The sequence below is a fragment of the Streptomyces sp. NPDC002773 genome (assembly GCF_040295605.1).
Taxonomy (GTDB): Bacteria; Actinomycetota; Actinomycetes; order Streptomycetales; family Streptomycetaceae; genus Streptomyces.
In genome coordinates, this window is sequence record NZ_JBEOVO010000021.1 from 83,145 (window position 1) to 107,174 (window position 24,030).

Consider the following 24,030-nt stretch of genomic DNA (forward strand, 5'->3'; position numbering starts at 1 on the left):
CAGGGGGAGTGGCCCGGGCCGGCAGGAGGGCCGCGACCGTCAGGCCGAGTCGTCGAGGACGTCCACCACCGCGTCCAGTGCGACGCGCCACGGAAACGTCGCCGGATCCCCCTGGCCCGGGCCGTGGGGAACGAATCCGCCCTCGCCGTACAGGACCCTCACCCCGGCGCCCCGGAGCGTCTCGACCGACCGCTCGAACTGGGGGTGCGCGGTGTAGGCCGAGTTCACGCACGGCATCAGCGCCATCGGGATCCCCTTCCCGATGCCCTCCGCGACCACCCCGACGAGCCACTTGTCCGTGATCCCGAGCGCCCACTGGTTCACCGTGTTGAACGTGGCCGGCGCGACGACGATCGCGTCCGCCCGCGGCCATATCTCCGGATCGCCGGGGAATCCGTAGTCCCAGCGGACGGGGTGGCCGGTGAGCACGGCGAGGCCGTCGAGGGAATGGGCGAGCCAGCGGGCCGCCGTCGGCGTGAGACCGAGGCAGACGTCCCAGCCGTCCGCCTGCGCCTCCTCGATGACCCGGGCGACGTCGAAGACCGGCGGGGCGGCGCTGCTGAACAGGTACAGGGTCCGAGAATCCATGGCCCTATCCGATCACAGCACGTCACCCGCTCCCTGCCACGCCCGCTCCCTGCCACGCCCTCTCCCCGCCGTCCCGCTCCCTGCCGTCCCCGCCCCCAGCCACGCCCCGCCCCCTGCCGCGCCCGGCGGCGGACCGCTACCGTGGGCGCATGGCACGGGAAATCAGGATCGAGATCAGCGACGAGGCGTACGAGGCGCTGGAGCGGGCCGCGGCCGAGAGGCACGTGCCCGCCGAGGACTACGCGGGCCGGGTGCTCGACGCCGATCTGACGCGCACGCGGTTCCTCGAAGGCGCCCGTGCCTTCGTCGACCAGCACGGCAAGGCGTTCGCGGAGCGCTTCGGGCGCCCCGCCCAGGCCGGCGCGGACGCCGCCTGAGCGCGGGCCCGGAACGTTGCTGCAGATAGATCTGTCCTGGCTGCTCGTCGTCGCCCAGTCCGAGATCCCCGGTGATCCTGAGATCGCGGACTGGGGATCGTTCGAGGCGGCCCGTGCCCGGCATGTCTTCCGCGTGATGGACATCCCGGTCTACGACCAGCCGCATCACCGGGCCGCCGCGCTCCTGGAGCAGTTCGTGCGCGTCCCGGCCCTCGAGCACTCCAACGAGCTGTACGGCGTCGTCGTCGCGGCGGCCTACCTCCACGCCTCCGGCTTCCAGATCGGCGTGACGGCGGAGGAGGCCATCGACCTCGTCGAGCGGGTGGCCGAGGGCCGCATCGACGTCAGGGGCGTCGCGGCCGTACTGAAGGAATGGACCCGCTGACCGGCCGCCCCGCCTCAGGGCGCGCGTCTCACGGCGCGAGCGTCGCTGCGGGCGGTGTCCAGCGGCGGGTGCGGGACGGCGCGTCGGGGACCCCGTACTCCTTCCTGAGGTGCTCGGGCACGGCGTAGTGCATGACCCGCCCACGGGTGAGCGAGGACAGCTCGAACATCGTGGTGAGATGGCCGAGCCGGTCCAGGGCCCAGGCGCCGAGCGGGGAGCGGTCCTCGATGGTCTCCAGGACGCCCAGGAGACGGGGCACGGCCTTGACGACCGTGTCCCAGGCGGGCGAGCCGGGGACGTCGAGCCAGTCGGCGCAGGTGTCCCCCACGAGGTAGCGGACGAGAGCGGGGACGACCGGGTCGAGGAGGGTCCCGGGCACGACGTCCTCGTAGAGCTCGATGAGCTGCCGGGTGAGCTGGGCGCCTTCCGGGGACGGTCCCATGTGCCGGATCATGTACCGGTCGAGGAACCGGCGGGCGTCGTCGAGGCTCTCGGGGACGGCGTCCTGGTCGACGCCGAGCATGGCACCGACCACACGCCACGCGTAGTAGTACGCCTCCGCCCCCTCGTGCGACATGTGGATGCCGAGACGGTGCAGGCTGTCCAGGACGAGCAGCGAGAAGAACATCTGCCCGCCGATCATGTCCTCCTGGCAGATCGGCACTCCCGACGCCTCCACGTCCCACCGGCCCTCGCGCCTGAGGTGGTGACGGATGGAGGCGTGCAGCAGGCGGACCTTCTGCGCGGCGGGAAGGAACCGGCTCCCGGCCTCGAACGCGTCGGGCCGCATCAGATAGACGGTGAACTGGCCGGTCGCCGCCATCCGCGTGGACGGATAGTCCAGGCCGTGGGTCGCCGAAAGCAGCTTCGCCACGTGCGGGACGAGGTAGCAGGCGGGCATGGAGGCGAACGACAGGGCGGTGGCGATGTGCACGTTGTTGTCGATGAAGAACAGCCGGGCCCGCTCCATCTCCTCCCAGTCCACCCAGGCCGGCGGGGCGCTCGTGGCCCGCAGGTACTCCCTGGCGACATCGGGCAGGCCCTCCGGCACCGGAGCGCCGGCGGTGGAGAAGAAACGCATCAGGGTGTTGAACGAGCCCATCTCGCCGCGCTCGAAGAGGGCGGCGACGGTGGCGTCGGCGAGTTCGTCACCGGACTGCCTGAGAGCGTCCATCGATGTGTCGGTCCAGGACATGGCAAAGCTCCTCGTGTGTGATCCGGATGTGATCCCGATGCGATCCCGACCGGGTCGAGTCGGGCTGGCCGGGTCGAGCCCGTCCGACCCGTCGCGATACCGCTCAGGACAGGCGGATCGCCGCCGAGTGCGCCAGGGCGGTCAGGGCGGCGGTGGCGGGGGCGGGCACCTCCAGCTCGTGGAGGGCGCCGAGCGCCTCCTCGACCCGGGCGGCGATCATGTGCTCGACACGGTCGGGTGTCCCGAGGCCGCGCATCACCTCGCGTACGGCCTCCAGACCCTCCTCGTCCAGGTCGGCCCGGCCCAGCAGGCCGCGCAGCCGCTCCCGCTCCTCGGCCCCCGCGACGCGCCACGTCTCCGCGAGCAGGGTGGTCGGCCGGTGACCGCGTACGTCGTCGGATTCGGCCTTCCCGGTGCGCCGCGGATCCCCGAACAGGCCCAGCAGATCGTCCCTGAGCTGGAACGCCTCGCCCAGCGGCAGCCCGTACGCGCTGTACCCGTCCCGCAACCCCGCACCTGCCCCCGCCAGGGCGCCGCCGATCAACAGGGGCTGCTCGACGGTGTACTTGGCGGTCTTGTAGCGGATCACCTTCAGCGACGCCGCCGTGTCCGGAGCGGCCCCGGTGTGGAGGATCTCCAGGCACTCGCCGGCGATCAGCTCCCGGGCCAGCGCCGCCCACAGCGGGCGGGCCCGGCCGAGATAGGCGGCGGGCAGGCCGCTCGTCGCGAACAACTGCCCGGCAAGGGACATGAGCAGGTCCCCGACGAGCATGGCGAGGGACCGGGCGGCGTCCGGCGCGCGCGGATGATGCCGTACGGCACCGCCGAGGGCCACATGCGCGGTCGGCCGGCCGTGCCGCAGCGGACTGTCGTCGATGAGGTCGTCGTGCACGACGGCGGCCGCGTGGACCAGCTCCATGGACGCAGCCGCCCGCAGCAGCGCCTCGCTCTCGGGCTGCCGGGCCGCGCGCCAGCCCCAGTAGCAGAACGCCGACCGCAGCCGCTTCCCGACCGCGACCGCGGCCTCCAGCTGTTCGGCCACCGGCGCCAGAGCCGGGTCGACGGCCGCCAGGAGATCCGCTTCGCCGGCGACGAACCGGTGCAGCACCTCGTCGACCCGCGCCTTGAACGCGGCCTGCTCCCACCGCTCAGCCACCGTCGCCCGCCCGCCGGGCCAGGACGTGCTGGGCGAGAACCTCCAGATGCGCCGGGGGCACGGTCGCGTAGCGGTCCAGGACGAGGCGTCCCCGTGCCGTCAGATCCTGTTCGGCCTCCGCGACCAGCTCCGCCGTGTCCGAGCGTCGCGCCAGGGACCGTACGGCGCCCAGGGCCGAGCCCAGCGTGCTCACCGCCACGTCCGCGAGCCCCGCGGCCAGAAGCACCGCCTGCTCTCCCGGACCCGCACGGCGTCCCGCTTCCCGCGTCATGACATCTCCCCACCCGCAGCGCCAGGACGGCGCCGGTCGAGCGCCCCATGCGCCAGCGTCGCGGTACGTGGGACGGGACGGCACCACAACTCACCAACGAGTGATCGTTTCGCTCGGACGTACGGACGGCCCGGCCGCGATGACGGTACGCGGGGGAGGGGCCGGACCACGGCGTCCCGTGGCCCGGCCCCCTTGTCTGCCGCATCGACCCCGCTACTGCGCGGCCGGCACCGTGTCCTCGAAGGTGGTGCCCGCCGAGCGGTACGCGCCGAGCTTCGCGGCGACCTGGGCCGGCGTCAGGACCTGGTCCTTCACGTGCAGGACGTAGTCGACCTTCTGGTCGTAGGCGCGCGGTGTCGTCGACGTCTGGCCGGCCAGGTCGATCAGCCACTGGTTGAAGTTGATCGACATCGGGCGCTCGGGCAGGTAGCGGGCGTCGTGCCGGCCGAACTCCTGGCCGTCGACGTAGTAGACGATCGCGTTGTCGTCGACGGTCAGGACGAGGTCGTGCCAGCCGGCGTAGCTCGCCCGTACCTCGGAGTGCGCGTTGACGGCCTCCCACGGGTCGGGCCGGTACGTCTCCCACGACGTGGTGTAGAGGATGTTGGCGGGCTCGCCCCAGCCGCCGTTGGGCAGGTACTCGAAGTCGTACTCGGCGTAGTCGTCGGCCATCGGGGCCTTGAGGTCGTTGATGGTGAAGAAGGTCTGGACGACGCGGTCGCCGTCCGGGCCGGACAGCGGCGCGTCGGAGAAGCGGACCCGCGCCGCGTACGTCCCGTTCTTGAACTTGGTCGCCCGGGTGAGGATCTCGGTGTGCCGGGTGGACTCGCCGGTCCCGGCGGTCGAGCTCCGCAGGTTCATGATCGAGTTCGTGCCCTCCTTGGCGAAGGTGACGTTCTCGGGCGCCCAGGTGGCGCCGGGCACGCCGGGGCCGCCGGAGTTGGAGCGCACGCTCCAGCCGTGGGTGTTGATCGCCGGGTCCGTGTGACCCGTGTAGTTGAAGTCGTCGAAGAGCGCCGCCCCTCCGGTCGGGGGCGGTGTGGTCGGATCGGTCGGCGTCGGGCTGGGCTCGTTGCCCGCCGGAGCCGTGCCCCAGACCGGGACGCCGCCCACGGTCGCGGTGACCTTCGACCAGTTGGCGTACGCGGTCTGCGCCGGCCCGAACGAGTAGTCGTCGTTCTGGTTCAGCGGCTGCCAGTTGGAGCGGTGGAAGCGCAGCTGCATGTCGCCGGTGTCCGCGCCCGGGGCGAGCGAACCGGCGCCGGCGGTGAAGCCGACCTCCAGATAGCGGTCGGCGGTCGCGGTGGGATTGGCGAGGGTGCCGAAGGTCCCGGTGAGGTTCGCGCAGCCCTTCACGGCCCAGGAGCAGGCGTAGCTGTACGAGGCTCCCGCGTCGGCCTTGAAGTAGTAGCGCACCTTGACCTGGCTCAACGGGACGCTCGACGTACCGGTGTTGACCACCTTGAGCCAGGGCTCGACCTGGTCGCTGCCGGTGGCGCTCTGCCGGTACTGGACGGTGACGGCCTCGCCGGCCGCCGCGGCCGGGAGCGCGGTGAGGGCGGTGGCGCCGAGCCCGGTCACCGCGGCGACGGCGAGCGCGGCGCGCAGCCGCAGGCTCCTGGACCTCGTCGGGTCGCTCATGGGGATTCCTCTCCTTGGAAGGGATGGAGCGGGGGTACGGGAGTGGTCACGGAAACGTGGTCACGGGGACGTGGGGGAGAGACGGCGCGGCACCCCGAGGGTGTCGAGCCGGGTCCTGTGGTGGTCGAGGCGTTCCTGGAAGCCGGGCCAGTCGTGACGGCCCGTCCAGACGACCTCGGCCAGGGCGCAGAGCCGGGGGAACGTGAGGTACTCGGCGTGGGCGTCGGTGGGCACGTACTCGGTCCACAGCTGGGCCTGGGCGCCGAGGACCCGGGCGGACTCCTCGGGGGTCCAGTCGGCGGGCGCAGGGTCGTTGCCGTGGACGGTGCGCAGGTCGACGACCTCCCCGGCCTGACCGGGCGGCTCCGCGGGGCTGGTGGACTGGGGGTAGTCGAGATAGGTGGTGCGGTGGGGTGCCATGACGACCTCGTGGCCGCGCCGGACGGCGGTGCGGCCGTGGTCGGCGTCCCGCCAGGGCATGACCGTGAAGTACGGCGGGAGGTCGGCGCCGTTCTCGGTCCAGGAGAGCGGCACCCGGCCGGCGTCGAGGAGGTGGCGTCCGACCCGCTCCATGAACCAGCCGTGCAGGGCGTCCGGGCCCGGCAGCCCTTCCTCGGCGGCGCGGCGGAGCGCGGCGGGGGAGGTGTGCCACTCGGTGGTGGGGCACTCCTCGCCGCCGATGTGCACGTACGAGGAGGGGAAGACGTCCATCACCTCGTCGAGGACGGTCCGGCAGAAGTCGAGGGCCTCGTCGTGGACGCCGAGAATGGTGTCGCAGACGCCCCACCGGTTCCAGACGTCATAGGTGCGGCCCGGGTGGTTGCCGAGCTCGGGGTACGCGGCGAGGGCGGCCCTGACATGGCCGGGCATCTCGATCTCGGGGACGACGGTGACACCGCGTTCCGCCGCGTACGCGACGAGGCCGGTGAGTTCGGCCCGGGTGTAGGCGCCCCCGTGCGGCGCCCCGCCGACCTCGGTGAGGCGGGGGAGCGCGGCGACCGGCATGCGCCAGCCCTGGTCGTCGGTGAGGTGGAGGTGGAGCACGTTCAGCTTGTGGAGGGCGAGGAGGTCGACGTACCGCCGGAGGTAGGAGACCGGCCGGAAACGGCGGGCCACGTCGAGCATGGAGCCGCGCCACGGGAAGCGGGGGACGTCGGTGATCTGCACGCAGGGGACGGACCAGGCGACGCCGGGCACGGCCTCGTCGCGGAGGGCTTCGACGGGCAGGAGCTGGCGCAGGGTTTGGACGCCGGCGAGGAGCCCCTGCGGGCGGGCGGCCCGCAGCAGCACCCCCTCGGCGCCGATGGTGAGGCCGTACCCCTCCTCGCCGAGGCCGGTGAGCGCCGGGTCGACGGCGAGGACGACGGCGCCGTCGGAGCGCGTGGGCAGCGGCAGCCCGGTGGCGGGGCGGAGGAGGGCGCGGAGCAGGTCGGCGGCGGCCGCCGCGCCGGGCGAGACCTTGAGCGCGGTCGTGGCGTCGAAGGTGAACGAGCCGGGCAGGACCGAGAGCCGGGTGGGCTCGGGGACCAGACGGGGCGGGAGCGACAGGGGGGCGGGTTCGGGAACGAGTCGGGGCAGGGGCATCGCGGGGCGTTATCCCTTCACGGCTCCGCCGGTCATTCCGGCGGCGACCCGGCCTTGCAGGACCAGGAAGAGGACGAGGACGGGCAGGGCGAAGAGGGTGGAGGCGGCCATCGTGGCGCCCCAGTCGGTGCCGAAGACGTTGGAGAAGGACGAGAGCCACACGGGCAGAGTCCGGTCGTCCTGGTTCTTGATGATCAGCATGTTGGCGAAGGCGAACTCGTTCCAGGCGGTGATGAACCCGAAGAGCGAGGTCGCGAGGAGACCGGGGGCGAGCAGCGGGAGGGTCACCCGGCGGAAGGCGGCGGCACGGGTGCAGCCGTCGACCTGTGCGGCCTCCTCCAGCTCGGCGGGGACGGAGGCCAGGAAGGAACGGAGGGTGACGATGGTGAACGGCAGGGTGATCATGAAGTAGACCAGGCTGAGGGTCACGAGCCGGTCGAGCAGGTCGGCGTCCCTGGCGATGACGTACATCGGGATCAACAACGCCTCCCAGGGCGCCACCTGGGCAATGAAGACCATGAGGATGAAGCCCCGCCTGCCGCGCCAGCGCATCCGGGCCACGGCGAACGCGGCGGCGAGCGCCACCACCAGTGCGAGCAGGACGCAGCCGGCGGTCACGAGCAGGCTGTTGCGCCAGAAGATCCAGAAGCCGTCGGCCGCCACCGCGTTCCGGAAGTGCTCCAGGGTGACGGAACCGGGCAGGAACCCGGGGGTCTCGGACTGGATGTCGCGGGTGGGCCGGAAGGCGGTGAGGACCATCCAGTACACCGGGAAGACGGCCAGGACGAAGACGAGCGCCGCGGCGGTGTTCAGCGGAAGTCGGCGCAGGGCGCGCGGGGTCACCGGTCGGCCTCCTGTCGGAGCATCTGACGGAAGTAGGCGAGGAGTACGGCCACGAGGAGCACGACGGTGAGGGTGGAGACGGTCGCCCCGAGGTCGTACCGGTGCAGGGACCTGGCCACCTGGTAGGCGTAGACGGGCAGGGTGGTCGTCGCCTCGCCCGGCCCACCCTTGGTCACGGCCCAGATCTGGGCGAAGCAGCGGAAGACCCAGATGACCTCCAGGCAGAGCACGAGACCGAAGATCGGCCGCAGGAGCGGCAGCGTCACCGAGCGGAAGATCCGCCAGGCTCCGGCCCCGTCGAGCCGGGCCGACTCGTACAGCTCGGCGGGGACCGTGAGGAGCGCCGAGTGCAGCGTGATGGCGGCGAAGGGGACCGACTGCCAGACCACGAGCAGGACGAGGACGGTGAAGGCGGCGGGGCCGTCGGCCAGCCAGGAGTAGCCCTCGAAGGACTCGAACCCCAGTTGGACCAGCACCCAGTTGACCACCCCGAGGCGGGAGGCGAAGAGCCACTGGAAGACGGTCGTGGTGGCGATGACCGGGCTCGCCCAGGCGAGGACGAGCCCCGTCGTCACCAGGACGCGCATCCGCCGGCTGAGCCGTTGCGTCATCAGGGCGACCAGGGTGCCGATCACCATGATCAGCGTGACGTTGACCAGGGTCCACCAGAAGGTGCGCCGGACGACCTCCCAGAACTCGGGGTCGGTGAGGACGGTCCGGTAGTTGCGCAGCCCCACGAACCCGGCGCCGCCACGGATGAGTTCGCCCATGCCGTACTCCTGGAAGGAGATCAGCAGATTGCGGACGAGGGGGTACCCGAGGAGGAACACGCCGCCGAGGACGGTCGGGGCCACCAGGAGGTAGGGCCAGAGAGCCGGCCCGTTCGGCCGTCTCACGAGCCGAGGGTCTTGGTGATGCTCTGCGAGGCGGCCGCGGCCGCCCGTGCGGGATCGGTGCCGGTGAGCACGGCGGTCATGTACTGCTTGATCGGGTTGGTGGCCTCGACGGCGGCCCACTGGGGGGAGTTCGGCGTCGCCCGGCCCTGGGCCGCGCCGGCGGCCATGGCGGCCGTGCCCGCGTCGTCCTGGATGACACGGGCGAGGGAGGTGCGGTTGGGGACGTAGCTCATCGTTCTCGCCATGTCCGTCTGCCACTTCTCGCCCGCCAGCGCCTTGACCACCTCGTAGGCGGCCTCGGGATGGGTCGACGCCTCCGGGACGACGAGGTCGGAGCCGCCGGTGAAGACCGCGCCGGGCTTCGCCGCGGACTTGCCGGGGACGGGGAAGAAGCCGAGCTTCCCCTTCAGCGCGGGGTTGATCTCCTCGACGATCTTCGCGCCGCCGGGCACGGCGACGATCTGGGCGACGTCGCCCTTGGCGAAGACCTCGGCCTGCGGGGGCTTGGCCTCGTCGGAGTCCTTCGGACCCTTGCCCAGGGCCTGGAGCTTCCGGTAGAAGTCCATGCCGGCGAGGGCCTGCGGGGTGTCCAGCGCCCCCTTCCACGCCGTGCCGTCCTGGACGGCGAGGTCGCCGCCCTCCTCCCAGACGAAGCCGGACAGGGTGTACCAGTTCTGGCCGGGCAGGTAGATGCCCTGCGTGGCGCCCCGGTTGAGCTTCGCGGTGACGGCGAGCCACTCGGCCTGCGTCTTCGGCGGCGCCGTGACGCCGGCCTGGGCGAAGAGGTCCTTGTGGTAGATCACGACGCGGTTGGCCGCGTACCACGGGATGCCGTACTGCTTACCGTCCACCTTCCCCGGCTCGGCGAGCCCGGGAAGCCAGTCGGCGCCGTTCAGCTCGGCGGTCTTGCCGCTCAGATCGCGCACGCCGCCGCTCGCCGCGTACTGCGCGACCTGGGTGTTGCCGACCTCGATGACATCGGGGGCGTCCTTGCTGGCGAGGGCGGCCGTCACCCGCTCACCGATGCCGTCCCACTCCTGGATCTGGATGTCCAGGTCGATGTCCTGGTGCTCCGCCTCGAAGCCGGAGCGGAAGCGGGCGAGGAAGGCGTCGGTGACGCTGTCCTTCATGATCCAAACGGTGACCTTCTCCGGTCCGCCGGAGGTCACCGGGTCGCCGGATCCGCCACAGGCCGTGGTGGCGAGCGCGACGGCCGCCGCCAGGGCGACGGGGCCGGCGAGGGGACGAGTCTTCACGAGCACCTCGATGCATGGTTGACCAATTGGTCAAGTGGTCAGGTGTGTGACCAGAAGGTGGCACGGACCGAAGGAGCCGTCAATCCCCTGAAAAACATGAGCTGTTCACCCATCGACAGGTCAACCGAGCCCGCTACTATCGGACTTACCAGTTGACCAGTCAGGGAGAAGTGGCATGAAGGACGGCTCCTCCAGCGGAGTGCTGAAGCGGGAGCGGGTTCGGGAGCACCTGCTGGGCCTGATCGAAGGAGGCGGCCCCGGCGACCCGATCCCCTCCGAGCGCACCCTCTGCGCCACCCTCGGGGTCTCCCGCCCCACCCTGCGCGCCGCCGTCGACGAACTCGTCGCCACCGGCGCGCTGGTACGGGAGCACGGCCGCGGCATGTTCGTCGCACCCGCCAAGATCACCCAGCGACTCGCCCCGGACGACGCGGCCTTCACCGTCCCCCGCGCCTCCGGCAGCTGGTCGAGCACCGTCCTGGAGTCCGCCACCGTCCGCGCCGGCGCCCGCATCGGACGCCGGCTCCGCCTCTCACCCGCCGCCGAACTCCTCTACGTCGCACGGCTCCGCCTGGTCGACGGCGCGCCCATGGCCATCGAGCACCTGCACATCCCGGCCGACCTGGTGGGCGCGGCCCTCACCCCGGAGGAACTCGAAGCGGGCGACCTCTACGACCACCTGCGGGAGCACCACCGGGTCCACGTCCAGGAGGCCACCCAGTCGATCGAGCCCACCGTCGTCAGCGAGGACGAGGCCGCGCTCCTGGACGTCCCCGTCCTCTCGCCCGCGCTCCTCATCGAACGCCTCACCCTCGACACCGCCCGCCGCCCCGTCGAGTACGTCCACTCGGTCTACCGCGGCGACCGCTACCGCATCGTCTCCCGTCTCGACTTCACCCGCGACGGCCTCGTGACCTCCTCGACCGAGGGAGATGCATACTGACCCCCAGCCGACGGCGCACCGGGGAGGGGACCCTCCGGCCGGCGGCGCACCGGGGAGACAGCCCCCGGCCGGGGGCACACCGGGAGGGGACGCGATGGAGCTCAAGCGCGAGCGGGTACGGCAGCACCTGCTGACCGTGATCGACGGACGCCGCCCCGGCGACGCCATCCCCTCCGAGCGCACCCTCTGCGCCACCCTCGGGGTCTCCCGGCCCACCCTGCGCGCCGCCGTCGACGAACTTGTCGCCACGGGCCTGCTCGTACGGGAGCACGGGCGGGGCATGTTCGTCGCACCCGCCAAGATCACCCAGGAACTCGTCGCCGAGCACCATGCGGCCGGCGCGCCCCGGGGCAGGGGCGCCTGGACGAGCACGGTCCTCGAACTCCGTACCGTACGGGCAGGCGCGCGGATCGGCCGCAAGCTGACGCTCTCCCCTGCGGCGGAGCTGGTGCACGTCACCCGCCTCCGCCGGGTCGACGGGGCTCCGATCGCCCTGGAACACCTGTACCTCCCGGCCGAGCTCGTGCCCGGACTCACCACCGCCGACATGGAGGGCGGCTTCTACGCCCACCTGCGCGAGAAGCGCGGCATCCGCACTGCCCACGCCGTCCAGTCCATCGAGCCGACCGTACTGAGCGAGGAGGAGGCGGCCCTCCTCGACGTGCCGGTGCTCTCACCCGCCCTGCTCTTCGACCGGACCACCTCCGACACCACGGGCAGGCCGGTCGAGTACGTCCGCTCGCTCTACCGGGGCGACCGCTACCGCATCGTCTCCCGCCTCGCCCTGCGCGAGGGCATGACCGAGCCGCCACGGGCCGGGGACACCCGGGGCGGGGCGTGGTGGGAGACGGTGGAGTGACCACTCGCGCGCGGGCGCGCAAGAACGCTGTAAGAAGATCGGAATGGTGTGTGTAGGGACCGGCGGGGTGGGGGAGGACTGGAGTGGACGCCCGCAAGAGGGCTCCGCAGCGGCCCGATACCGGGGCCGCTGCCGGATTGACCAGAAGGACGAGCATGGCCAGCGGCACCGTGAAGTGGTTCAACTCCGAGAAGGGCTTCGGCTTCATCGCCCAGGACGGCGGCGGACCGGACGTCTTCGCTCACTACTCCAACATCTCGGGCAACGGCTATCGCGAGCTCAACGAGGGCGAGACCGTGACGTTCGACATCACGCAGGGCCAGAAGGGCCCGCAGGCGGAGAACATCGTCCGCGGCTGACCCTGGCCCCGCGCATCCCGCTTCCACGGCGCCCGCCTCGTACGGGCGCCGTCTGCGTGTCACGGCACCCCGCACCACGCGCCGCCGTCGACACCGGACGGCGTGGGCGCGGCGGGGGCGTGGAAGGGGTGTAGAAAGGGCAAAAGGTAACGAGGAGGCTGGTGAGCGCATGGTGGACGAAGAGCGGGCGGGGGAAGAGGCGGACGACCTCTCCGGCCGGTTCGGCGTGGACGTCCGGCCCGTGCCGGGCGGGGACGCCGTCGTCCTGGTACTGGTGGGGGAGCTCGACCGCGACGGCGTCGAGCCGCTGCGCGAGGCCCTGGAACAGGGGGACGGCAGCGGGCGGATCATCGTCGACTGCTCCGGCCTCGGGTTCTGCGACTCCTCCGGGCTCAACGTGCTGCTCAGAGCACGCATGCGGGTGCTGGAGGCGGGCGGGAGGCTTGACCTCGCCGGACTGCGCCCGCCGGTGGACCGGATGTTCGACATCACCGGCGCCCGCGACGTCTTCCAGGTGTACGAGAGCACGGACGAGGCACTCTCCGGGCCGGGCCACGAAGGCGGCGGGCACCATGTCCGAGAGCGTTGACGGCTCCCCCGAGCAGGTGCGCCGACTCGCGCTGTACGGGACCCGGGGCGTGGTGTCGCGCTGCCGGGACTTCACCGCCGAGGCCCTGACGGACTGGGGCTGGATCCCCCCGGCGACCGAAGAGGCCGAACAGCGGATCGAGGACGTGCTGCTCCTGGTGTCGGAGGTCGTCACCAACGCGTGCCTGCACGCCGGCGGCCCGGAGGAGCTGGTGCTGCGGCACGGGCGGGGAGGGCTGCGGGTGGAGGTGGCCGATTCAAGCCCCGAGCATCCCCGCGTCCAGGGGGCCCGGTCGCCCGCGCTGCCCGGTGGTCACGGCCTGATGGTGCTCGACCGGCTGGCCGGCGACTGGGGCAGCGAGGACCGGGGGCAGGGAGTGGAGGGCAAGGTGGTGTGGCTGGAGATCAGCCGTCCGTCTCCTCCGCCGTGGAGTCCTCCTCCTGGAGGAGACCCGTCCTGAGCTCCCCGAGGATCCGGGTGAGCAGGCGCGAGACGTGCATCTGGGAGAGGCCGATCCGGCGGCCGATCTCCGCCTGGGTCAGTTCCTCGCCGAAGCGCAGTTCGAGGATCGTCCGGTCGCGCTCGGGCAGCCGGTCGAGCAGCGGCCGCAGCGACGTCAGGGACTCGATCAGCTCGTACGAGGGCTCGCAGGTGGCCAGGTGCCGCGGGCTCGCGCCGGGGGCCGACTCCTCGTCGCCCGCGGGGACGTCGAGGGAGCGGGCGGCATAGCCGTGCGCCGCGAGCTGGCCCTCGGTGACGTCGTCCTCCGTGAGATGCAGCTGCGCGGCCAGCTCCGCGCGGCTGGGGCGCCGGCCGAGGCCCTGTTCCAGGGTGTCCGCCGCCTTGGCCAGGTCGATCCGCATCTCCTGGAGGCGCCGAGGCACCCGTACCGCCCAGCTGGTGTCACGGAAGAAACGTTTCATCTCGCCGACGATCGTGGGCAGCGCGAAGGCGGAGAAGTCGACGGCACGCTCGGGGTCGAAGCGGTCGATCGCCTTGATCAGCCCGATCGTGCCGACCTGGATGATGTCCTCCACCGGTTCGGCACGGTTCCTGAACCTGCGGGAGGCGAACTTGACCAGGCTGAGGTTGAGCTCCACGAGGGTGTTGCGGACGTAGGCGTGCTCCGGGGTCCCCTCTTCCAGGACCCGCAGCCGTTCGAAGAGCGCGACGGAGAGCGTCCGGGCGTCGTCCGTGGAGACGGCGGTCGGTCGGGTCGGCTCGGGGAGGCCGTCGAGCGCCGCCCGGCGCGTCACGGCTCCCGGCGACCCAGCGGCTTCCGGCGCGTGGTGCGAGGTGACCGAGCGGTCTCCGACGGTGGCCATGAAAGCTCCTTCGACGGTGGCGGAGGGCCCGCGTCACCGGCCCGGGGGCGGGTGGCGGGGGTCCCGTCAGTCGAGCGTCCTGAAGGGAGGATGCCCGTTGTGGGGCTGTTTGACACGATTCTGCCGCAATTCGTGCGGGTGTGTCGGCACCGCTACTGCATCCGCGCCCCGGCTCTGCGGTGGCCGGACATCAGCCCGCCGCGCCCCGGACGTGGCCGCGCCCCGGACGTGCCCGTGCCCCGGACGTGGCCGCGCCCCGGACGTGACCGTGCCCCGGACATCGTCCGGGGCACGGCCGTCTTCCGTTGTCGAGGGATCCTCGCCTCACCACCGGTACCAGCGACCACCACCGCTCCGCATGAGGAAGCCCAGCAGCCACAGCACGAGCACGACGATGGCAATCCACCAGAGCACGTCGAGCGCGAATCCCGCGCCGAAGAGGATCAGGATCACGAGGAGGACGAGAAGAAGGGGAACCATGGCGGCACCTCCATTGCCTCAGGGGCCGGCCGGTCCTCGGCGCGAAGCCCTCGGTCCCCCGAGCGGTTGCCCCCATCTGCACCAGATCATGTGCGTCCGGGAACTCCTCTCCTTTCCGGCAGGTTTGAGGGGCGCCCACGCGGTCAGCCGCAGGGACGACGGGGGTTCGATCGCAAGAGAGGAACACGCCGTGTCGCTCGCCGGAAAGAACGCCCTCGAAGGAAACGTCCTCGAGGGCAAGAACGTCCTCGTCCTCACCACGAACTACGGGACGGAGCAGGACGAACTGAAGAAGCCGATGGACGCCCTGCGTGCGGCCGGCGCCGGCGTCACGCTGGCCGCGCAGAAGGACGAGGCCGTCCAGACCCTCGTCTCGGACCGCGAGCCGGGCTCCGTCCTCCAGCCCGACACGACGCTGAAAAACGCCACAGCCGACGGGTTCGACGCGGTCGTCGTGCCGGGCGGCACCCTCAACGCCGACCAGCTGCGCGTCGACGACGAGGCGCGGCGCCTCGTCTCGGCCTTCGCCGAGGCCGGTAAGCCCGTGGCCGCCATCTGCCACGGACCCTGGGTCCTCGTGGACAGCGGGCTTGCCCGGGACCGCAAGCTGACGTCCTACCCGTCGCTCCGCCCCGACCTCGAGAACGCCGGGGGCGAATGGGTGGACCAGGAGGTCGTCGTCGACACCTCCGGGACCCACCCCCTGATCACCTCCCGCAAGCCCGACGACCTCGACGCCTTCTCGGCGGCGATCGTCGACGCGCTCGACGGCTCGTGACGGGGTCACGAGGCGGGGAATGCGGGGGCCGGGACGGGGCAGGCGCGTGTGGGACACAGCCACCACCACCATGAGTGCAGGCGATAGACATGACCACCGCACGCGACATCATGACCCCCGACGCGACCTGTGTCCGCTTCGACGAAACCCTCGTCGACGCCGCCCGGAAGATGGTCGAGCTGGACGTGGGCGCGCTGCCCATATGCGGCCCCGACGAGAAGCTGAAGGGGATGCTCACCGACCGCGACATCGTCGTGAAGGCCGTGGCGAAGGGCAAGGACCCGGGACAGTGCACGGCCGGTGACTGCGCGGAGGGTGAGATCGTCACCGTCCAGGCCGACGACAGCGTCGAGCAGGTCCTGAGCGTCATGAGCGAGCACAAGATCCGCCGGGTCCCCGTCATCGACAGCCACGTACTCGTCGGCATCATCGCCCAGGCGGATGTCGCCCGGGCCCTGCCCGACCGGCATGTCGGAGACCTCGTCGAGTCGGTTTCCGAGGAATCCTGACCCCGGGACGGTCCGGTGGCGTCGCGTCTCGACGCCACCGGACCGCCCGTCCGTGACTCCACCGGCCGGATGGCCACCAAGGAAGGAAGGGCTCGTATGGACGGGATCGTACTGCTCCGGGAAGACCACAAGACCGTGGAGAAGCTGTTCAAGGAGTTCGAGCGAGCGGGTGACGACGCGTACGCGCGGAAGCGTGAGATCGCGGACGAGGTGATCCGGGAGCTCACCACCCACACGTGGATCGAGGAGAAGGTCTTCTACCCCGCCGCCCGGGAAGCCGCCCCGGACACCACCGATCACGTCCTGGAGAGCGTCGAGGAGCACCACGTCGTGCTGTGGATGCTTTCGGAGCTCCGCGGGCTCGACCCGGAGGACGAGCGGTTCGACGCCAAGATGTCCGTCCTCATGGAGAACGTGCGCCACCACGTCGAGGAGGAGGAGCAGGAGTGGTTCCCCGACGTCCGCAAGGCCATGGGACGCAACCGGCTGCTCGAACTGGGCGACCGCATGGAGGCGGCCAGGAAGGAAGCGCCGGGCAACCCGCTCGACGTACCGAGCGCCGACGACTAGGGCGTGTCCGGCGGATCGGGGTCGCGGCGGACACGCCCCAGGGCGTGCTCACCAGGGAATGTCGGCGGCGTCGACGATCCGACCGCCCATGTTCCGCTCCACCATCCGCAGCGCGGCGTCCGCGAGGTCCCCGTGGATGTGGGCCACCGCGTCCCGGGGAATCGTGACGGCGAAGTGCCGGATGTGCGCGTCCAGGGCGGAGTAGAGCACGCACTGCTCGGTGACCTGCCCCGTGAGGACGAGCGCCTCGACGTCCAGGCTGCGCAGCAGATACTCGAGAGGCGTCTCGTAGAAGACGGAGTGGCGGGCCTTGACCACGAACAGGGAGTCGTCGTCGGGCTTGACCGGCTCGACGAGCTCCGGGTGGTGGCCGGAGAGGGCCATGTCGAGGATCTGGCCGTGGTGGGAGCGCCAACGGCCGAAGTTGTCGTTCGCGTAGACCACCGGAATGCCCGCCGCCCTGGCGCGCCGCAGCAGATCGACGATGCCGGGAAGGGCGCTCCTCACCGACGGGACGAGCTGGTCCGCGTCCTCGTGCCGGTAGGTGTTGAGCATGTCGATGACCACGAGCGCGTACTTGGCCAAGGCCGACTCCCGGTTGTCCGGCCGGCCGCGTCGGTGCGGCCCGGTTCGTCCCCCAGGGCGTCCACGCTACCGGCCCGCCCGCGACACGCCATCCGAGAACTCCCGCGGTACGAGGCCCCCGGGGCATCCCGACCAGTCTCCGGCAAATGACCCGTTTCAGGCACGCCCGCCGTGGCAAGTCGCGGGGCATGATGCGTATCGGATACACGATGATGACCGAGCAGGCAGGGCCCCGTGAGCTCGTCGGGCACGTGGTCGAGGCGGAGCAGATCGGCTTCGACTTCTCCGTGATCTCCGACCACTCCTTCCCCTGGCTGGAGGAGCAGGGACACGCGCCGTACGCCTGGAGCGTCCTCGGCGCGGCCGCCCAGGCGACCTCCCGCATTCCGCTGATGACCTTCGTGACCTGCCCGACGTTCCGCTACCACCCCGTGGTCGTCGCGCAGAAGGCCGCGACCCTGCAACTGCTCTCCGAAGGCCGGTTCCGGCTCGGTCTCGGCTCGGGCGAGAACCTCAACGAGCACGTCGTCGGCGCGGGCTGGCCCTCGGCACGCGTCCGCCTCGACATGCTCGACGAGGCCGCCGAGATCATCCACGCCCTCTTCAAGGGGGAGTACGTGACACGCCACGGGCGGCACTACCAGGTCGACGACGCCAAACTCTGGGACGTCCCCGACACCCCGCCACCCGTCGGCATCGCCGCGTCGGGCCCCCGCTCCTGCGCGCTCGCCGGCCGCCACGGCGACCTGCTGATCGCGACGGAGCCGAAGCGCGAGCTGGTGGACGCGTTCGACGCGCAGGGCGGCGCCGGCAAGCCGCGCATCGGACAGCTCCCCATCTGCTACGACACCGACCGGGAGGCGGCGGTGGCCCGAGCCCACGAGCAGTTCCGCTGGTCCCTCGGCGGCTGGCGCCTCAATGCCGAGCTTCCCCTGCCGGCGGGCTTCGCCCAGGCGACCGAGCACGTTCGCCCGGAGGACGTCGCGGAGAGCATCCCCTGCGGGGACGACGTCGACGCCGTCGTGGAAGCGGTCCGCCCCTTCGCCGAGGCCGGGTTCACCGACCTCGCCCTCGTCCAGGTCGGCGGCGAGCACCAGCAGCCCTTCCTCCGCTGGGCGGAGACGAAACTCCTGCCCGCGCTCCGCGCCATGTAGGGACCCGGGGACTCGTCGGGTCGTCGCGGTCGGCCGTACGGCCGTCAGGTCGTCCGGCCTCACACCTCGCACCTCGCAGGGAGATGAACGTCATGACCAGACCGAGCAACCCCGACCCCGACCCCCGGGACTTCCCGGACAGCGGAACCACCCGACCGGGAGAGACGCCGCCGGCGGAATCGGGCACGAGCACCGGGACGGGGCCGTACCGGCCGCTCCGCCGGGGCTGGGGCAGGGGCCCCCTGGTGCTCCTGTGGGTACTCGTCGTCGTGTGCGCCCTGTTCTTCCTCGTGTACGCGATCATCCTCGCCACCGACTGACCGGCGACCCCCGCCACCGGCCGACGCGCCACCTGCTGACCGGCCCCCGCCCCGCCCCCACCGAGACCGAGACGAAAGGAACCGGCCATGACCAGCAACGAGTCCGACCCGGACACCAGCGCCGACCAGACCGGCCCGGACGAGTCCCGCGGCGACGACGTGTACCAGCCCACCCACTCCGACGCGTCCAACCGCCCCTCCGGCGCTCTCGACCCCGACAACGCGCTGGTGACGGACCCGATCGACGACATGGCCGTCCCCGGTTACTCCCCGCCCGACCGCCCCCGGGGCGTCAACCGGTACGGCACCACGCCGCGGGAACAGCGGGAGCGCGACACGCTCGACCACCGGCTCGCCCAGGAGATCCCCGAGGAGCCGCCCCTTGAGGGCGACGGCATCGGCGACCTCCCGGAAGGCGACGGAGAACCCGTCGACGAGGAGGCGGGCGCCACCCGCGCCGGCCGCCTGGCACCGGTCGACACGTCCCCGGGCCGGATCGACCGCGCGGTCGCCCGGGACGTCGGCTTGGACGACGGCGCCGCGCCCGCGGAGGAGGCCGCGATGCATGTGGACACCGCGGTGGACGAGTCCGATGACACGCGCTCTTCGGACGCCACCTGACGGAGCGGAGGACCCCATGAGCGACAAGCGTATGAACGAACGCGGGAATGACCCCGGGACCGAGCCGAGCAAGCACGCGTCGGACGGCGACGACGTGATGCGGCAGACCACCCCCTCCCAGGCGGAGGGCGAGCGCGGGAAGGAGGAGGACGAGGAGCAGGAGAGGAAGAGGCGCCACGGCGTGTGAGGAGACACGAGCCCGCGCCGCCCGGAGCGGAGCGAAGCTCCGACGCTGCCGCCTGTTCCTGAGCATCCGGTGGACACCCTTTCTGCCCGGTCCGAAGCACCTGGAGACACCGCACCTGGAGACACCATGGACCTCGACTTCCTGAAGCCTCTCCTGGGGCACCCCGGCCCCTGGGCCTCCGTCTTCATCGAGACGAGCCGGGCGACCGAGGAAGGGGCGAAGATCCAGAAACTGCGTGGCCGTGCCGTCCTCGGACACCTCGTCGACGAGGGCGCCGATCCGGCCACCCTCAGAGCGGTCGCCGCACGGCTCGCGGCCGAGCCGGCCTCCGGCGCTCCGCCGGGCCGCGCCCTCTTCGCGACGGCCGGGGAGGTCGTGCTCGACCTTCCCCTCCACGTGGCCCCGCCCGCGGCGGAAGTGACCTGGACGGGCCTTCCGCACATCACGCCCCTGATGTTCCTGCGGGGTGACGAACCGCGGTGCCAGGTGGCCCTGATCGACCGCATGGGCGCCGACCTGGAGGTGTGGGGCACCGAGGGCAGGGCGGCCGTGGGCCAGGTCGCGGGGGAGGAGTGGCAGGGTCGCGGCCACCGCAGCATGCCCCAGGACCGGTACGCATGGCACTACAGCAACAAGATCGAGGGCGCCTGGGAGGAGACCGCCGACACCATCGCCACCGAACTCGCCCGGCGCTGCCCCCAGGACGGCGGCACCCTCCTCGTCCTGGCCGGGGACGCACGCGAGCGCAGGGCCGTACGGGACCGGCTCCCGCAGCGGCTGCGGAGCCTCGCCGTCGAGGTGGAGCACGGCAGCCGAGCGGTCGGCGCGTCCAGCGAACAGCTCGGCCGTGAGGTCGAGGAGGCCCGCGCCCGGTTCACCCGCGAACGGGTACGGCGCGCGCTCGACGCCTTCCACGCGGGTCGCGGGCGGCCCGGAGACCCCCGCGAGTCGGTCTTCGACACCGGTCCCGGGTCGGCTGCCGAAGGCGTACCGGCGGTGGTGGAGGCCGTGCGGGAGCACCAGGTCGCCACCCTGCTGCTCGGTCACGGGGCCTCCGACGCCGGGCGGCCGGTGTGGGTCGGCTCCGGCGCGTACGACATCGCCCTCGGCCGTACCGAGGCCAGGGGCTGGGGGTACGGCGGACCCGAAGAGGCCCGCGCCGACGACGCCCTGCTGCGCGCCTGCGTGGCCGCCGACTCCGAGGTGCTCGTGGTCCCCGAGGACATGCGGGGCCCGGCCGGCGGTCTCGGCGCCGTACTGCGCTGGACCCCGGGCCCGCCCCCCTCGCCGACGGCGGCACCCTGACCGCCCCACGGGCAGGAAGCAGCACCCCGGGGCGGCCGGTACGCCGCACGGGGCAACGCTCCGCGTGTCAGGCCACCCGACCGGGGCCGTCGCCGTACGGCGGGCGATCCTCGTCCCATGCGTCCGGCCGCCGCCCTTCTCCTGATGAGCGCCCTGCCACTCGGGCTCGCCGGATGCGGTGACGTGGAGCAGCGGGCCTCCGCCGCGCGCTCGGCGGCCCTGGACTTCGGGGCGGCTCTGCGCGCCTCCGACCCGGAACGCGCCTGCGCGGCCCTGGCGCCGGGTACCCGCGAAGAGGTGGAGCAGGACGGTCCCTGCCCCACCGTCCTGGCCGACCTCGACCCCGCCACCGCCGCCGCGGGCGAGCCGGTCGCCACCGACGTCTACGGCGAGCAGGCCCGCGTGGTGTTCGCGCGCGACAGCGTCTTCCTCGCCTCCTTCCCGGACGGCTGGAAGGTCACCGCGGCCGGCTGCACGCCGAGGCCCGGGCGCCCGGCCCGGTGCGAAGTGAAGGCGGACTGACGTGCGTCTGCTGTTCGTGCTCTGCCTGGTGCTCGTCTCCGCGGGCCTCGCCCTCGCGATCACGGTGGGGCTGACGCAGCGATGACCGGCCCCGCACGGTTCCTCCGCCAGAACTGCCTGACCCTCGCGTTCGGTACGGCCTTCCTCCTCACGCTCGTCGGCCAGGCCTTCGCCGGCTGCGCGGAACTCAACACCGTCCTCACCTCGGCCGACCTGCACCCCCTCGGGTGCGGGGAGTACGTGCTGACCTCGGACTTCCTGGTCGACGTCACCGAGAACTGGCAGTCGGAGTTCCTCCAGTTCTTCCTCTTCGTGTTCGGCACCGTCTGGCTGGTCCAGCGCGGTTCGCCGGAGTCGAAACCGCTCGGCGACATCGGCCGGGAGACCGACGAGAAACAGAAGCTCGGCGCGTACGCGACACCGGAGTCACCCCGCTCCGCCTCCGCCGGCGGACTGCGCCGGAGCCTCTACTCGAACTCCCTCGGCATCGTCATGCTCCTGATCTTCCTGCTGTCCTGGCTGGCGCAGTCCGTCACCGGCGTGGTCACCTACAACGAGAACCAGCTGCGCGAGCTCCAGGACCCGGTCGGCTGGAGCACGTACGTCGTCTCCGCCGAGTTCTGGAACCGTACGCTCCAGAACTGGCAGTCCGAACTCCTCGCCGTCGCCTCGATGGTGATCCTCTCGGTCTACCTGCGGCAGCGCGGCTCCCCGGAGTCCAAACCGGTGGGCGCCGCCCACACGGCGACCGGGGTGGAGGGCTGACAGCGCCCACCCGTCCTGACACATCGGCCTCATTCACGGACGCAGCCGGCGAGGTCCTCCGTATTCCTGATCTCCTTGTCCAGCGTGTCCAGGTGCGGGGTGACCTGGCTGAGGGCGGCCGGGGCGTTCATGTTCCTGTCCAGGTGGTCCATGGCGACGTCGAGCTTCTGGAAGGCGGCCTGGAGCGCGTCGACGCTCACACCGGCGTCCTCGGCGGCCTTCTCGATGCTGCCCATGTCGTCGACCATGTCGGCCCGGACGTCCTGGATGCCCTGGACGGTCTCGGACGAGTCGATGTTCCGCATCTCGCTGCTGTGGCCCTGGAGACCGGCCAGTTCCTCGCAGACGGCCGTGGTGGCGTCCGCGCGGTCCTCGGCGGCGCCGTCGGAGCCGTCGTCCCCGCATCCGGCCAGGACGAGCACGGCTGCCGCGCTCGCGGCCAGCAGGGCGGCCGGCGCCGTCCGGCGCCTGCGGCCCGCGTCCCTTCGTACGGTGCTGGGGGGCATCTCGCACCACCTCCTCGGTACGCACGTCCCGTGCGCGGACGTCTCGCGGCGGCGGGTACCCGCTGCCGCGCCCCGCACTCGCCCGGACGGTCGGCCCTCACCTCACGGTGCGAGGGGATCACTCACGGTGTGAACAGGATCTTCACCGCTCCGTCCCGCTTCGTCTGGAACATGTCGTAGGCGTCCGGCGCCGCGGAGAGCGGAAGGCGGTGGGTGGCGAAGTCGTCCACGCCCAGCGGATCGTCGTCGGTGAGCAGCGGCAGCAGGTCATCGACCCAGCGCAGGACGTTCGCCTGGCCCATGTGGAGCCGGAGCTGCTTGTCGAACATCGCGAACAGCGGCATCGGGTCGGCCGCGCCCCCGTACACCCCCGCCAGTGACACCGTGCCCCCGCGGCGCACCAGCTCGACCGCCAGATGCAGCGCGGAGAGCCGGTCGACGCCGTAGCGGCGCATCAGGCGCCCGGCCAGGGCGTCGGGCAGATGGGCGACCAGCGTCTGCAGCCCCTGGGCGAGCGGCGCCCCGTGGGCCTCCATGCCGACGGCGTCGATGACCGCGTCCGGACCCCGGCCGTCCGTCAGGTCCCTCACCCGGTCGATGAGTTCGCCACCGGCCTCGGACGGATCCACCGCGTGTACGCCTCGGGCCGCGGCGCGGTCGCGCCGCTCCCGCACCGGGTCGATGCCGATGACGAGACCGGCTCCCCGCAGGAGCGCGATCCGGCAGGCCATGTCCCCGATCGGGCCGAGGCCGAGCACCGCGACCGAGCCGCCGGGCGGCACCTCCGCGTACTGCACGGCCTGCCACGCCGTGGGCAGGACGTCCGAGAGGTACACGAAACGGTCGTCCGGCGGCCCCTCGGGGATGGGGACCGGAAGGGTGTCCCCGAACGGCACCCGGAGGTACTCGGCCTGCCCGCCCGGCACCTGCCCGTACAGCTTGGTGTACCCGAACAGGCTCGCGCCCGTGCCGTAGGCGTGCACCTGCGTCGTCTCGCACTGGGACTGCAACCCCCGCGCGCACATCGCGCAGGTGCCGCACGAGATGTTGAACGGCACCACGACACGGCTGCCCGGCCGGAGCCGCCGCACGTCGGGGCCCACCTCCTCGACGACACCCATCGGCTCGTGCCCGAGTACGTCCCCGGGATCGAGGAACGGCCCCAGCACCTCGTACAGATGGAGATCGGATCCGCACAGCCCGGTCGACGTGATCCGTACGATCACGTCGGTGGGTTCCTGGATCGTCGGGTCCGGCACCGTCTCCACCGAGACCCGGCGCCGGCCCTGCCATGTGACGGCCTTCATCTCTCTGCCACCTTCCCGTCTCTTCCCGGGCCGGGCCGCAGTGCCCCGATGCGCCCGCCCGAAGCCCGGCCCGGCGGTTACCCGTGACCAGCGGCACTACTCCCCGGATACACGCATTCCCGGCGAATCGATCGCGCATGGGCACGCCGCGTCC

The 24,030-nt window shown here is 72.0% G+C and carries 31 protein-coding genes; 17 read left to right on the plus strand and 14 right to left on the minus strand.

Features of this window, described 5'->3' with window-relative positions:
* Positions 1-39 precede the first annotated feature (39 nt).
* A complete protein-coding gene (locus tag ABT034_RS23865; protein WP_351218400.1) occupies positions 40-588 on the minus strand; it encodes a flavoprotein in 549 nt (182 codons plus the stop codon).
* A 149-nt stretch (positions 589-737) separates the two neighbouring features.
* Between ABT034_RS23865 and ABT034_RS23870 the strand changes: the two genes are divergently transcribed.
* Both ABT034_RS23870 and ABT034_RS23875 read left to right on the plus strand, forming a co-directional pair.
* Entirely contained in the window at positions 738-965 is a 228-nt protein-coding gene (locus tag ABT034_RS23870; RefSeq protein ID WP_351218402.1) for a hypothetical protein, read from the plus strand.
* Positions 966-981: 16 nt separating this feature from the next.
* Complete coding sequence (locus tag ABT034_RS23875; protein ID WP_351218404.1) at positions 982-1,350, plus strand: fic family toxin-antitoxin system, toxin component; 369 nt, start codon at positions 982-984, stop codon at positions 1,348-1,350.
* A gap of 28 nt (positions 1,351-1,378) precedes the next feature.
* Here ABT034_RS23875 and ABT034_RS23880 read toward each other — a convergent pair whose 3' ends face one another.
* The 8 genes from ABT034_RS23880 to ABT034_RS23915 all read right to left on the minus strand — a co-directional run bounded on the left by ABT034_RS23880 (position 1,379) and on the right by ABT034_RS23915 (position 10,192).
* A complete protein-coding gene (locus tag ABT034_RS23880) occupies positions 1,379-2,545 on the minus strand; it encodes an oxygenase MpaB family protein (RefSeq protein ID WP_351218406.1) in 1,167 nt (388 codons plus the stop codon).
* Between the two features lie 103 nt (positions 2,546-2,648).
* Positions 2,649-3,701, minus strand: a complete 1,053-nt coding sequence (locus tag ABT034_RS23885; RefSeq protein ID WP_351218408.1) for a polyprenyl synthetase family protein — start codon at positions 3,699-3,701, stop codon at positions 2,649-2,651.
* Positions 3,694-3,972 (minus strand): polyprenyl synthetase, encoded by a 279-nt coding sequence (locus tag ABT034_RS23890; RefSeq protein ID WP_351218410.1) that lies wholly within the window; start codon positions 3,970-3,972, stop codon positions 3,694-3,696. Before ABT034_RS23890 ends, ABT034_RS23885 begins: the two co-directional genes overlap by 8 nt.
* Positions 3,973-4,185: 213 nt before the next feature.
* Entirely contained in the window at positions 4,186-5,613 is a 1,428-nt protein-coding gene (locus ABT034_RS23895) for a cellulose binding domain-containing protein (RefSeq protein ID WP_351218412.1), read from the minus strand.
* Between the two features lie 60 nt (positions 5,614-5,673).
* Positions 5,674-7,197: a beta-N-acetylhexosaminidase gene (locus ABT034_RS23900; RefSeq protein WP_351218414.1), complete on the minus strand. Its 1,524-nt coding sequence runs from the start codon at positions 7,195-7,197 to the stop codon at positions 5,674-5,676.
* A 9-nt stretch (positions 7,198-7,206) separates the two neighbouring features.
* Entirely contained in the window at positions 7,207-8,040 is an 834-nt protein-coding gene (locus ABT034_RS23905; RefSeq protein WP_351218416.1) for a carbohydrate ABC transporter permease, read from the minus strand.
* Positions 8,037-8,936 carry a carbohydrate ABC transporter permease gene (locus ABT034_RS23910; RefSeq protein WP_351218418.1) on the minus strand — a complete coding sequence of 300 codons (900 nt, stop codon included), beginning with the start codon at positions 8,934-8,936 and terminating at the stop codon, positions 8,037-8,039. Before ABT034_RS23910 ends, ABT034_RS23905 begins: the two co-directional genes overlap by 4 nt.
* Complete coding sequence (locus ABT034_RS23915) at positions 8,933-10,192, minus strand: extracellular solute-binding protein (protein ID WP_351218420.1); 1,260 nt, start codon at positions 10,190-10,192, stop codon at positions 8,933-8,935. The genes ABT034_RS23910 and ABT034_RS23915 overlap by 4 nt, the downstream gene beginning before the upstream one ends.
* A 175-nt stretch (positions 10,193-10,367) precedes the next feature.
* On the opposite strand from ABT034_RS23915, the gene ABT034_RS23920 reads away from it, so the two are divergent.
* The 5 genes from ABT034_RS23920 to ABT034_RS23940 all read left to right on the plus strand — a co-directional run bounded on the left by ABT034_RS23920 (position 10,368) and on the right by ABT034_RS23940 (position 13,402).
* On the plus strand, positions 10,368-11,135 hold the full coding sequence (locus ABT034_RS23920; protein ID WP_351218422.1) for a GntR family transcriptional regulator: 768 nt from the start codon (positions 10,368-10,370) through the stop codon (positions 11,133-11,135).
* Positions 11,136-11,229: 94 nt separating this feature from the next.
* Positions 11,230-11,994 carry a GntR family transcriptional regulator gene (locus ABT034_RS23925; protein ID WP_351218424.1) on the plus strand — a complete coding sequence of 255 codons (765 nt, stop codon included), beginning with the start codon at positions 11,230-11,232 and terminating at the stop codon, positions 11,992-11,994.
* A gap of 155 nt (positions 11,995-12,149) precedes the next feature.
* Complete coding sequence (locus ABT034_RS23930) at positions 12,150-12,353, plus strand: cold-shock protein (protein ID WP_351218426.1); 204 nt, start codon at positions 12,150-12,152, stop codon at positions 12,351-12,353.
* A gap of 169 nt (positions 12,354-12,522) precedes the next feature.
* The gene (locus ABT034_RS23935) at positions 12,523-12,942 is read left to right on the plus strand and encodes an STAS domain-containing protein (RefSeq protein ID WP_351218428.1); all 420 of its coding nucleotides are present in this window, start codon (positions 12,523-12,525) and stop codon (positions 12,940-12,942) included.
* Positions 12,926-13,402: an ATP-binding protein gene (locus ABT034_RS23940; RefSeq protein ID WP_351218430.1), complete on the plus strand. Its 477-nt coding sequence runs from the start codon at positions 12,926-12,928 to the stop codon at positions 13,400-13,402. The genes ABT034_RS23935 and ABT034_RS23940 overlap by 17 nt, the downstream gene beginning before the upstream one ends.
* On the opposite strand, the gene ABT034_RS23945 is transcribed toward ABT034_RS23940, so the two are convergent.
* Positions 13,347-14,267, minus strand: coding sequence for a SigB/SigF/SigG family RNA polymerase sigma factor (locus ABT034_RS23945; RefSeq protein ID WP_351218431.1), 921 nt, complete (start codon positions 14,265-14,267; stop codon positions 13,347-13,349). The two genes, ABT034_RS23940 and ABT034_RS23945, sit on opposite strands and share 56 nt — an antisense overlap.
* Before the next feature lie 324 nt (positions 14,268-14,591).
* Positions 14,592-14,747, minus strand: a complete 156-nt coding sequence (locus tag ABT034_RS23950) for a DUF5670 family protein (protein ID WP_351218433.1) — start codon at positions 14,745-14,747, stop codon at positions 14,592-14,594.
* A 190-nt stretch (positions 14,748-14,937) separates the two neighbouring features.
* Here ABT034_RS23950 and ABT034_RS23955 point away from each other — a divergent pair, with 190 nt between their 5' ends.
* The 3 genes from ABT034_RS23955 (at position 14,938) to ABT034_RS23965 (ending at position 16,604) form a co-directional block, all read left to right on the plus strand.
* Positions 14,938-15,525, plus strand: coding sequence for a type 1 glutamine amidotransferase domain-containing protein (locus ABT034_RS23955; protein ID WP_351218434.1), 588 nt, complete (start codon positions 14,938-14,940; stop codon positions 15,523-15,525).
* A gap of 89 nt (positions 15,526-15,614) precedes the next feature.
* The gene (locus ABT034_RS23960; RefSeq protein WP_351218436.1) at positions 15,615-16,034 is read left to right on the plus strand and encodes a CBS domain-containing protein; all 420 of its coding nucleotides are present in this window, start codon (positions 15,615-15,617) and stop codon (positions 16,032-16,034) included.
* 96 nt (positions 16,035-16,130) lie between these two features.
* On the plus strand, positions 16,131-16,604 hold the full coding sequence (locus ABT034_RS23965) for a hemerythrin domain-containing protein (protein ID WP_351218438.1): 474 nt from the start codon (positions 16,131-16,133) through the stop codon (positions 16,602-16,604).
* 48 nt (positions 16,605-16,652) lie between these two features.
* Here ABT034_RS23965 and ABT034_RS23970 read toward each other — a convergent pair whose 3' ends face one another.
* Complete coding sequence (locus ABT034_RS23970) at positions 16,653-17,189, minus strand: cysteine hydrolase family protein (protein WP_351218440.1); 537 nt, start codon at positions 17,187-17,189, stop codon at positions 16,653-16,655.
* A gap of 188 nt (positions 17,190-17,377) precedes the next feature.
* Between ABT034_RS23970 and ABT034_RS23975 the strand changes: the two genes are divergently transcribed.
* From ABT034_RS23975 to ABT034_RS24005, 7 genes are all read left to right on the plus strand, one after another.
* Positions 17,378-18,343, plus strand: a complete 966-nt coding sequence (locus tag ABT034_RS23975) for an LLM class F420-dependent oxidoreductase (RefSeq protein WP_351218491.1) — start codon at positions 17,378-17,380, stop codon at positions 18,341-18,343.
* 92 nt (positions 18,344-18,435) lie between these two features.
* Positions 18,436-18,663 carry a DUF6480 family protein gene (locus tag ABT034_RS23980; RefSeq protein ID WP_351218442.1) on the plus strand — a complete coding sequence of 76 codons (228 nt, stop codon included), beginning with the start codon at positions 18,436-18,438 and terminating at the stop codon, positions 18,661-18,663.
* 87 nt (positions 18,664-18,750) lie between these two features.
* Positions 18,751-19,284 (plus strand): DUF5709 domain-containing protein, encoded by a 534-nt coding sequence (locus tag ABT034_RS23985; RefSeq protein WP_351218444.1) that lies wholly within the window; start codon positions 18,751-18,753, stop codon positions 19,282-19,284.
* Positions 19,285-19,300: 16 nt separating this feature from the next.
* Complete coding sequence (locus ABT034_RS23990) at positions 19,301-19,471, plus strand: hypothetical protein (protein WP_351218446.1); 171 nt, start codon at positions 19,301-19,303, stop codon at positions 19,469-19,471.
* Positions 19,472-19,597: 126 nt separating this feature from the next.
* Positions 19,598-20,776, plus strand: a complete 1,179-nt coding sequence (locus ABT034_RS23995; protein ID WP_351218448.1) for a baeRF2 domain-containing protein — start codon at positions 19,598-19,600, stop codon at positions 20,774-20,776.
* 117 nt (positions 20,777-20,893) lie between these two features.
* The gene (locus ABT034_RS24000; protein ID WP_351218450.1) at positions 20,894-21,298 is read left to right on the plus strand and encodes a hypothetical protein; all 405 of its coding nucleotides are present in this window, start codon (positions 20,894-20,896) and stop codon (positions 21,296-21,298) included.
* A gap of 81 nt (positions 21,299-21,379) precedes the next feature.
* A complete protein-coding gene (locus ABT034_RS24005) occupies positions 21,380-22,063 on the plus strand; it encodes a DUF6766 family protein (RefSeq protein WP_351218452.1) in 684 nt (227 codons plus the stop codon).
* A gap of 29 nt (positions 22,064-22,092) precedes the next feature.
* Here the strand turns inward: ABT034_RS24005 and ABT034_RS24010 are convergent, their stop codons facing one another.
* Together ABT034_RS24010 and ABT034_RS24015 are read right to left on the minus strand one after the other, a co-directional pair.
* Positions 22,093-22,569: a hypothetical protein gene (locus tag ABT034_RS24010; protein ID WP_351218454.1), complete on the minus strand. Its 477-nt coding sequence runs from the start codon at positions 22,567-22,569 to the stop codon at positions 22,093-22,095.
* 122 nt (positions 22,570-22,691) lie between these two features.
* Entirely contained in the window at positions 22,692-23,876 is a 1,185-nt protein-coding gene (locus ABT034_RS24015) for an alcohol dehydrogenase catalytic domain-containing protein (protein WP_351218456.1), read from the minus strand.
* Positions 23,877-24,030 lie beyond the last annotated feature (154 nt).

What these genes read in the sequence shown, in the direction of transcription:
- ABT034_RS23865 (WP_351218400.1), bottom strand. Translation starts at nt 588, where the DNA reads ATGGATTCTCGGACCCTGTACCTGTTCAGCAGCGCCGCCCCGCCGGTC.
- ABT034_RS23870 (WP_351218402.1), top strand. Translation starts at nt 738, where the DNA reads ATGGCACGGGAAATCAGGATCGAGATCAGCGACGAGGCGTACGAGGCG.
- ABT034_RS23880 (WP_351218406.1), bottom strand. Translation starts at nt 2,545, where the DNA reads ATGTCCTGGACCGACACATCGATGGACGCTCTCAGGCAGTCCGGTGAC.
- ABT034_RS23890 (WP_351218410.1), bottom strand. Translation starts at nt 3,972, where the DNA reads ATGACGCGGGAAGCGGGACGCCGTGCGGGTCCGGGAGAGCAGGCGGTG.
- ABT034_RS23895 (WP_351218412.1), bottom strand. Translation starts at nt 5,613, where the DNA reads ATGAGCGACCCGACGAGGTCCAGGAGCCTGCGGCTGCGCGCCGCGCTC.
- ABT034_RS23900 (WP_351218414.1), bottom strand. Translation starts at nt 7,197, where the DNA reads ATGCCCCTGCCCCGACTCGTTCCCGAACCCGCCCCCCTGTCGCTCCCG.
- ABT034_RS23920 (WP_351218422.1), top strand. Translation starts at nt 10,368, where the DNA reads ATGAAGGACGGCTCCTCCAGCGGAGTGCTGAAGCGGGAGCGGGTTCGG.
- ABT034_RS23925 (WP_351218424.1), top strand. Translation starts at nt 11,230, where the DNA reads ATGGAGCTCAAGCGCGAGCGGGTACGGCAGCACCTGCTGACCGTGATC.
- ABT034_RS23930 (WP_351218426.1), top strand. Translation starts at nt 12,150, where the DNA reads ATGGCCAGCGGCACCGTGAAGTGGTTCAACTCCGAGAAGGGCTTCGGC.
- ABT034_RS23935 (WP_351218428.1), top strand. Translation starts at nt 12,523, where the DNA reads ATGGTGGACGAAGAGCGGGCGGGGGAAGAGGCGGACGACCTCTCCGGC.
- ABT034_RS23940 (WP_351218430.1), top strand. Translation starts at nt 12,926, where the DNA reads ATGTCCGAGAGCGTTGACGGCTCCCCCGAGCAGGTGCGCCGACTCGCG.
- ABT034_RS23945 (WP_351218431.1), bottom strand. Translation starts at nt 14,267, where the DNA reads ATGGCCACCGTCGGAGACCGCTCGGTCACCTCGCACCACGCGCCGGAA.
- ABT034_RS23950 (WP_351218433.1), bottom strand. Translation starts at nt 14,747, where the DNA reads ATGGTTCCCCTTCTTCTCGTCCTCCTCGTGATCCTGATCCTCTTCGGC.
- ABT034_RS23960 (WP_351218436.1), top strand. Translation starts at nt 15,615, where the DNA reads ATGACCACCGCACGCGACATCATGACCCCCGACGCGACCTGTGTCCGC.
- ABT034_RS23965 (WP_351218438.1), top strand. Translation starts at nt 16,131, where the DNA reads ATGGACGGGATCGTACTGCTCCGGGAAGACCACAAGACCGTGGAGAAG.
- ABT034_RS23975 (WP_351218491.1), top strand. Translation starts at nt 17,378, where the DNA reads ATGATGCGTATCGGATACACGATGATGACCGAGCAGGCAGGGCCCCGT.
- ABT034_RS23980 (WP_351218442.1), top strand. Translation starts at nt 18,436, where the DNA reads ATGACCAGACCGAGCAACCCCGACCCCGACCCCCGGGACTTCCCGGAC.
- ABT034_RS23985 (WP_351218444.1), top strand. Translation starts at nt 18,751, where the DNA reads ATGACCAGCAACGAGTCCGACCCGGACACCAGCGCCGACCAGACCGGC.
- ABT034_RS23990 (WP_351218446.1), top strand. Translation starts at nt 19,301, where the DNA reads ATGAGCGACAAGCGTATGAACGAACGCGGGAATGACCCCGGGACCGAG.
- ABT034_RS23995 (WP_351218448.1), top strand. Translation starts at nt 19,598, where the DNA reads ATGGACCTCGACTTCCTGAAGCCTCTCCTGGGGCACCCCGGCCCCTGG.
- ABT034_RS24000 (WP_351218450.1), top strand. Translation starts at nt 20,894, where the DNA reads ATGCGTCCGGCCGCCGCCCTTCTCCTGATGAGCGCCCTGCCACTCGGG.
- ABT034_RS24005 (WP_351218452.1), top strand. Translation starts at nt 21,380, where the DNA reads ATGACCGGCCCCGCACGGTTCCTCCGCCAGAACTGCCTGACCCTCGCG.
- ABT034_RS24010 (WP_351218454.1), bottom strand. Translation starts at nt 22,569, where the DNA reads ATGCCCCCCAGCACCGTACGAAGGGACGCGGGCCGCAGGCGCCGGACG.
- ABT034_RS24015 (WP_351218456.1), bottom strand. Translation starts at nt 23,876, where the DNA reads ATGAAGGCCGTCACATGGCAGGGCCGGCGCCGGGTCTCGGTGGAGACG.